This is a genomic window from Acinetobacter sp. CIP 64.7, from assembly GCF_000369745.1.
GTDB classification, from domain to species: domain Bacteria; phylum Pseudomonadota; class Gammaproteobacteria; order Pseudomonadales; family Moraxellaceae; genus Acinetobacter; species Acinetobacter fasciculus.
Genome location: NZ_KB850180.1, coordinates 1 through 6,907 on the forward strand (window position 1 = coordinate 1; position 6,907 = coordinate 6,907).

Sequence of the window (6,907 nt, forward strand, 5' to 3'; positions counted from 1 at the left end):
TTTTCGATCAGTGATGCTGCTATAGCGTATAGAAAACCTCGCTCGACTATACTTAAATATATAAAAAGCGGAGATTTCGAACTTGACTACAATAACCTAATTGAATATAGCCAGTTAGTTAAAAAATTGGGTGAAATTACTTCCCCTATACGGGACGAAAGAGATCAACAAATCGAAAAACTAAAAGATGAAGTTATGCATTTAAAAAAACAACTTAATTTTTTTAAATATACTTCAATCTCAAACAAACATAGATTATTAATTTCTCATAAAGACTCCATTTAACATAATGGCGATTATACGCAATACACTTGTATATTAATATAAATATCAATCACTTAATAAAACCATAAAAATGCAAAAATGCAAAAAAAGCCGATTTTGAAACAAGTCGGCTTTTTTATGATCAATTTTGATAGTTCTTGCCAATAAATTTGACTAAAAATTACGCTTCTCAACTTGAGTGATACAATTTTGTGATACATTATTGTATATACAAATTTGAATGTTTTTTATGGAACAGTATTTCGAATGGGATGAGGCAAAGAATCGAAAGAATCAGAAAAAGCATGATATCTCTTTCGAAACTGCAAGCCTTGTTTTTGAAGATCCGCTGAGGATCTCTATCCAGGACAGACATACCGATGGTGAAGAACGTTGGCAAACCATTGGAAAAGTAAAAGGCGTACTAATGCTACTAGTAGCTCACACCATCTTTGATGAAGATGATTGTGAAATCATACGAATCATTAGTGCAAGACAGGTAACTAAGGCGGAGCGAAATCAATATGAGCATGGTTAGATATACACGCAAAGAGCTGAATGAAAATTTCAGCGACAAGCAAGATGCTGAAATTGAACACTTGCTTGCTAAAGGAACTGTACCAGATGAATTATTAGATTTATCTGATATTCCTGAAATCACCGACTGGAGTAATGCTATTCGTCATGGGCAATTTTATCGTCCAGTGAAGCAACAAACCTCTGTTCGTCTTGATGCTGATGTACTGGCATGGTTAAAAGCACAAGGAAAAGGCTATCAAACACGCATGAATAAAATTCTGCGAGAAGCAATGTTAAAAGATTTAAAAAATCATCAATAAAAATAGGAGCTTAGGCTCCAATTTTTGTGTTATTCACCAACAAAAATGTCTGCTTTTAGAATATGCACTTTAGCAATTTTCTTGCGAACGGTTTTATATATTGGTGTGTATGTCGGATAAAGAACTTTCATTCATTATTTATAAAATCTCTTTATATATCTTCTTAGCATCAAAAGAGAATGAAGTTAATATGGAATTTAGACTATTAGCATTAGCCAAAATTTCTCAATTCTTTACTTAATACCTTACAATCTGCTTCCAGTTTAGCCAAATTTTCATTTTTTTGCTTATTCAAGGAATCAAAAATTTCATTAAAAGTATCTCCATAAAACTTTTTATTAACTATCATAAATTCTTCTGTTTCTTGAATAATTCTATTTATATCACATAACTTATTTTGGACTAATAATTGCTTTTTTCTACCTTCTACTGGATATCTTTTCAAAGCAGCAAGATTCATAGAAGCCTCTGATTTTAATGCCATCAATAAAGCACTTGTGTACAAAAATGATTGACTTGAAGATGACAAAGGCGGATCAACAAAAGGTAACGGAGTAGCTTTAGCATTTGATATAAATAAAAGAGTCAATAAGGCAATTTTTACTTTCATAAATGTATAGCCCCTATCAAATTTCTTCTGGATTGAAATTCCGAAAGTAACATAATTAAGCCTATATAAAATAATTTATGAATGGCCACTTAACATAAAATCTCTTATGCGAAATTAAAACCTAATCCAACACCGCACGTATTACACGACCAAATAAACCACGGCGTTTCTGTGGTTCAGGCTGTTCTTCCTGAACGATCGGTTTAGGCTCTGGCATTGGTTGTAGTGTCATTTGAATTGGTTCAGATGTCGGCTCCTGTACCTGTTCAGCTTGTGGCTGTGGTTTAGGTGCGCCAAGTAACCGCTGTAAAGACTCGATTTGTTCATCCTTAGCATTCAATTGGTCATTTTTAGCCTTCAACTCTTCACGGTGAAAACGATCAAGTTCTTTGGCTTCCTCAAGCTGTTTTTGAAGCATGTGAACCTGTTGTTCAAGTAGGTGAACTTCCGACAACTTTGGTGTTACGGTTGTCTGTGAACGGTTGCCATGTTGTGACGGTTCACCAAAGACACGGATTGCTTCTGCAAGGTCAATTTTGCCATCACTATTCTTTGTTAGATTGCCTTTATTTACTTGCTTGTAGATGGCTTGGCGTGTCATGCCGTACAGCTTGGAAAGTTCAATGACCGATAGTGTTTTCATGTTGTTTTATTGGTTGTCTACTTTGTGAACTAGATTACATTAAAGTTTAATTGTAAGGCTATATATTCTTATCTACTATGGATTGGCTTTACTAAAACTAATGTAATTAAATATTTACGATGAAAAAATTTATATTCACTTTACTTACCGTATCGGCTATCACATTGATAGGATGTGAATCTGACCGATACGACCGCTCTACACATGATTCAATGAGTTCTTGTTGGTACTACGTTCAATCACATATTGGTAGCCGCTATACTGTTTATACCGATACATCAACAGAGATCAGAGGTGCTTTTGGTGCTAAACCTGATAAAGGATTCAGCTGTGTTGTTAAAGATACAGGCACTCAAGGCTCTTACGTTGAAAGTTCAATAAGTAACGCTACACGCCCTTAACCAGTAAGATACACCGTACTATCGTAGTCGGTGTATCTCTAAGTCGTTTCAATACATCTAAAGTCCACCTAAGCCACATCCAAAAGCAAATCATCGAGGGCTGTCAGTAGGTCATCTTCGTTCTGTTCTATTTGAACTTTGACTTCATCCTTCGTCAACTCCTCATCAAGTGAAGTGATAAGGCTCTCTAACTCTGTATCGTTAACCGCTTCATCTGTAATCATCTCGACATTGGCTTTAGCAATCGCCTCCGCTCTCATTGCCTCCAAGAATTGTTTGTCCTTTGGTGACTTAAATCTCGTGTGACCGAATGAGTTTTGTTTGATTTCTTCGGGTAGCAATTCTTTTTGGTCTAACTTACACAAGTAAGATGCCCTGCAAACCGCATCGGGTAGTTCTGCTTTCAAGTCGTGCCAATACAATTGGCGGAATGTACCGACGTTTATCGTCGATTTCCTGTTTCGTAGTTTAAGAAATCCTGTAGGTAGCTCTCGACCGCAAGATTGCATGAAGATTGCTCTACCTTCGTCGAAACTAAGTTTCTCAACACCTGGTATTGATGACAAAGATTTCGTCACGGCGATCTGTAACTCACGGCTTCCGTAGTCATTATGATTGGTGTCAAAAATTACCATCAAGTGAATGTGGTCATACTTTGAACCCTGAATGATTTTAGACTCTAAGCTGTAGAACAGATGAAAGTCGGGCAACTTAGTCCGCTTGATCTTTGCAGTTTCATTTCTCTCTTTGTTCCGCTGTTTCATGTTTGAGGTAAACTTTGCTTTGAAAGTCTGGCTGAACCGTGTCTTTTCAAAACAATTGAAATCTTCAATCTTTGCAATGAAGTGCATCATTCTCGGTGATTTCATGTTTAAGCTCGAATGGCACAGCAAATCAATTACCGCATTCAAGTTTCTTCTATCGAAATCTTTGTTCAAGATTTTAAATCCTAAGAACTGTCCTCGACCTTGCTTGACGCAGTTCTTACGTAACGCTTTAACCAACGAAGTTTCTCCTCCGACTCTTTAAGGTATGTGTAATGTTAGTACAGAAAGGGTGCGCTCTCTGAAATGAAGCTAAAAGTTTGAAAACAAGGATGCAAGTAACTAATGAACAATCTTGAAACACTTGTGAACAGTGACTTTGTATATTTTAAGGAATAGTCTGAATCACGAGAATTAAGAAAAGGAATTTTCAAAGAAATCTTGTGTAAACTCGTTACAACAAAGCTCTCTTAAGAACGATTGAAAATCATAACAAACTCTAAAAAGAGGCTGTTATCTGATATGGGGCACTGTCACACCCCATCAAACCAACGAATCACTGTTCTGCGACTCACTTCAAGCTGTTTGGCAATCTCTGTGTTATTCACTCCTGAAATCTTCAATTGGAGTGCCTGTTCTCTTAGTTCGGTATATCTTGCCGAACGTGCCATACCACCTTTTGATGCACCTTTAGCTCCACGCTTCGCCTGTATCTCTCTGAAATCGCCATAGCTGAAATGTTGCCAAACCCACTTAGCAATACTTTTAGCTGTAGCTTTGACTTCACTAAGCGGTAAAGGTTGCTCAAAACCGCTGTTAATCGCTTCTATTTTCGCTCTGACAGCTCTTTCCCACTCATGGCTAGAGTTGTGGTGCATGTAGTCTCTAATCGCCTTATACGCCCAATGACGGCCTTTCTCAAACATGGTCACATTGCGCCCTAATCCGACAACTTCGAGCTTCTTAGGCAGTTTCTTCGGTAGGTCTACAAAGTCCGCAAGATAGTCAAGCGAGTAGGCTTTCTTAGTCCAATAGGTTGTCCGCCACTGTGGGTGCAATGGGTTCTTAGTGATCAGTTGCGAATAGCCAATATCAGCACCTAATTTGAGTGCGTAAGCGTAGTACACCGCCTGTGCATACTTGATTGCTTTGACGCTTGCAAACTCGCTTGTGCAAAGTGGGATTTCGAGCTTGTAGCAGTGGTGACAATGACCGTTGAGTGGGTTCTGTGTCGTCCAAAAGGGTTGTGGCAATCCTGCGTCAAACCAAGACAAAGCCGAATCTTCTTTGTCATCATCGAACACAAAATAGATCGTCATTAGCGGTGGATTAACTTGGATATATGGCTTTTTAACAGCAATAGCTTTAGTGCGAATACGCATGTAGCCAGGCTTTTCGTCCATGCAGTAAGGCTTGTTCGGTAGTGTATTAAACAAGTCCAACTGTTGATTGGTCAAAATTTCAGGCTGTTTTTTCATCACTGCCGAGTGACTTTTTGTATATTCCATGCGTTTACTACTTGAGTAATCCGCCTGTACCTGTAAAATGATCTACAGACGCAAGACGGATTAACCCCCTTATTGTTGTTTAAAGATTCAAACCCGATTGACTCGATTCCGCCAAGTTTCTAAGTCGTCGGGTTTTTTCATGTCTGTAGTTTTATCACATATTTCATGCTGTTGTAAGAAGCAACAATGAGTATCTGTTGGGTTAATCCACAATCCCCCCTAGATGCTCACCATTTGCGTTTCTAGCCTACTTAGCCTATTGAATGATAATTACGGCTCTTACGTTAAAAAACGCTCCTGAGAGCGTTAAATTGCGGTTAAGTAAATATAAGAACATTCAAAACCACTCCCGATTGACGAATGCTCTGCATACGACCTTCGCCGATTCTTCTAGGACTTCACTCATTGAGGTTGTAGTCGAGCAACAAGGCTGATCTAACTAGCTCTTTCATCTGTTCTCGGTTAAGGCTAAACACTGCGGTTTCTGTACCGCTGTTGGAATCGAATGCCACCTTGTAGCCGTCATTGCCTGCTGTCACCCAAACTGCTTCGGGCTTCGTTGGCTTGGTCATGGTTGTTGCTAGAATCGCACTGAGTGCGTGTAAGCGGTCTTGTTGAGCTTCCATGCTCTACTCCTGATTAGTGTGCTGTAATTGCTGTGTATGTGCCGATGAAGCTGTCTAGCTCCGATCTTGCGTAGATTGCCTTGCCGTCAATCTCGGTGAAGTTGATGCGGATGCCGTCTTGCTGTTCCCAGCGTTTTGGATTCCATTTGAGATAGCCCCACCATGCCCGATGATCTTTTTCGGGTAATGCATGGCGTAGGTATCTCGCTGCATCGTTGATCTTAAAGATTTGCTTTGCTGTCCGTTGCATTGCTTTGTCCTTGTGACCGCTGTTGTGCGGTCTCTAATTTACTGATTATTTCTTTCACTTCCTGTAAGTTACCCTTTGGAATTACAGCTGTAATCTGTTCCGCAGTCAGCCCTTGCATGTGTAGGTTTTCTATCTTGACCACTCGTGCCAATTTGTACACTTGAGATTCACTCACTCCAACTAATTTGGCAATTTGTGCTTTCGTTAAATTACCTTTCTTTAAGTGGTCTCTTACTTCCTTGTGTTTCTTTGCATCTGCGGTCTTACCTGATGGTTTGTAACCTGACCGCTTCAATCCTTGCATGATGCGCTCAACTCGCTTCTGTTGATCTAATCTAGCCATTGTCGCCAATAGATCGATCAGCATTGAATTAACTACCTCCAACACACGTCTTGTCAGCTCGTCACTTGGCTTCACAATTTCATGCGTTGTCGGTAGATCCAAAATGACTAAAAGCAGTCCTTTGCTTTTGATCATCTCTTTCAGAGTGTCAAAGTCTTTGTCATCCAATCGTGAAAGTCTATCCACTGACTCGACTAGCAACACATCTCCTTGCTCTGATTCGTCTAACAGTCTATTCAGTTCGGGTCTGCTTAATTTCGTACCGCTGTAGTTTTCAATGTATGCAACGTATTCAGAGTCGTACTTACTACTGAACTCGATCAAGTCGCTGAGTGCTCTTTCAGCATCTTGATCTTTCGTTGATGCACGTACATAGATGCGAACTGTCATAACCGACCCCAAAAAACTGTAAATAAACTGTGATCTAAATATAATACTCTATTTTAATTATGCGTAAACCATTTAAATAGAGTTTTTGAACAAGGATTGACCGACTGTATTTTAGGTATACTCTTTTGATAAAAAAAGCATGACTAAAAGCCATGCCTTGGGAATTCGTATAACGTGTATTATGTTAATAATATAAATTTTTAAAAGCATATTGATTTAATAATAGAAAAATTATCAGAGTAGGGCATGTGTAAAGTAAACGTTCGATT

9 protein-coding genes and 1 pseudogene are annotated in these 6,907 nt (G+C 38.8%); 3 read left to right on the forward strand and 7 right to left on the reverse strand.

From position 1 onward, the window contains the following. The 3 genes from F890_RS16495 to F890_RS16505 all read left to right on the forward strand — a co-directional run. Nucleotides 1–285: hypothetical protein (locus F890_RS16495; protein ID WP_005267799.1), on the forward strand; the 285-nt coding region annotated here is incomplete at its 5' end. Nucleotides 286–514: 229 nt separating this feature from the next. After that, nucleotides 515–802, forward strand: a complete 288-nt coding sequence (locus F890_RS16500) for a BrnT family toxin (protein WP_005267800.1) — start codon at nt 515–517, stop codon at nt 800–802. Next, nucleotides 789–1,103: a BrnA antitoxin family protein gene (locus tag F890_RS16505; protein ID WP_005267802.1), complete on the forward strand. Its 315-nt coding sequence runs from the start codon at nt 789–791 to the stop codon at nt 1,101–1,103. Before F890_RS16500 ends, F890_RS16505 begins: the two co-directional genes overlap by 14 nt. Before the next feature lie 211 nt (nt 1,104–1,314). On the opposite strand, the gene F890_RS16510 is transcribed toward F890_RS16505, so the two are convergent. From F890_RS16510 to F890_RS16540, 7 genes and pseudogenes are all read right to left on the reverse strand, one after another. Next, nucleotides 1,315–1,713: a hypothetical protein gene (locus tag F890_RS16510; RefSeq protein WP_005267804.1), complete on the reverse strand. Its 399-nt coding sequence runs from the start codon at nt 1,711–1,713 to the stop codon at nt 1,315–1,317. 121 nt (nt 1,714–1,834) lie between these two features. Then, entirely contained in the window at nt 1,835–2,356 is a 522-nt protein-coding gene (locus tag F890_RS16515) for a plasmid replication DNA-binding protein (RefSeq protein ID WP_005267806.1), read from the reverse strand. Between the two features lie 469 nt (nt 2,357–2,825). Beyond that, on the reverse strand, nt 2,826–3,761 hold the full coding sequence (locus F890_RS16520) for a hypothetical protein (protein ID WP_005267808.1): 936 nt from the start codon (nt 3,759–3,761) through the stop codon (nt 2,826–2,828). Between the two features lie 293 nt (nt 3,762–4,054). Then, nucleotides 4,055–5,029 (reverse strand): replication initiation protein, encoded by a 975-nt coding sequence (locus tag F890_RS16525; protein ID WP_005267811.1) that lies wholly within the window; start codon nt 5,027–5,029, stop codon nt 4,055–4,057. A gap of 398 nt (nt 5,030–5,427) precedes the next feature. Continuing rightward, nucleotides 5,428–5,655 (reverse strand): hypothetical protein, encoded by a 228-nt coding sequence (locus F890_RS16530; protein WP_005267813.1) that lies wholly within the window; start codon nt 5,653–5,655, stop codon nt 5,428–5,430. Between the two features lie 13 nt (nt 5,656–5,668). Then, nucleotides 5,669–5,905, reverse strand: a complete 237-nt coding sequence (locus tag F890_RS16535; protein ID WP_005267814.1) for a hypothetical protein — start codon at nt 5,903–5,905, stop codon at nt 5,669–5,671. A 136-nt stretch (nt 5,906–6,041) separates the two neighbouring features. Then, nucleotides 6,042–6,638: pseudogene (locus F890_RS16540) on the reverse strand (recombinase family protein); the annotation flags it as partial. Nucleotides 6,639–6,907: the final 269 nt, after the last annotated feature.

Bases quoted from the DNA above. Each gene is read 5' to 3' on its own strand.
- F890_RS16505 (WP_005267802.1), top strand. From the start codon at position 789: ATGAGCATGGTTAGATATACACGCAAAGAGCTGAATGAAAATTTCAGC.
- F890_RS16530 (WP_005267813.1), bottom strand. From the start codon at position 5,655: ATGGAAGCTCAACAAGACCGCTTACACGCACTCAGTGCGATTCTAGCA.
- F890_RS16535 (WP_005267814.1), bottom strand. From the start codon at position 5,905: ATGCAACGGACAGCAAAGCAAATCTTTAAGATCAACGATGCAGCGAGA.
- F890_RS16500 (WP_005267800.1), top strand. From the start codon at position 515: ATGGAACAGTATTTCGAATGGGATGAGGCAAAGAATCGAAAGAATCAG.
- F890_RS16525 (WP_005267811.1), bottom strand. From the start codon at position 5,029: ATGGAATATACAAAAAGTCACTCGGCAGTGATGAAAAAACAGCCTGAA.
- F890_RS16515 (WP_005267806.1), bottom strand. From the start codon at position 2,356: ATGAAAACACTATCGGTCATTGAACTTTCCAAGCTGTACGGCATGACA.
- F890_RS16510 (WP_005267804.1), bottom strand. From the start codon at position 1,713: ATGAAAGTAAAAATTGCCTTATTGACTCTTTTATTTATATCAAATGCT.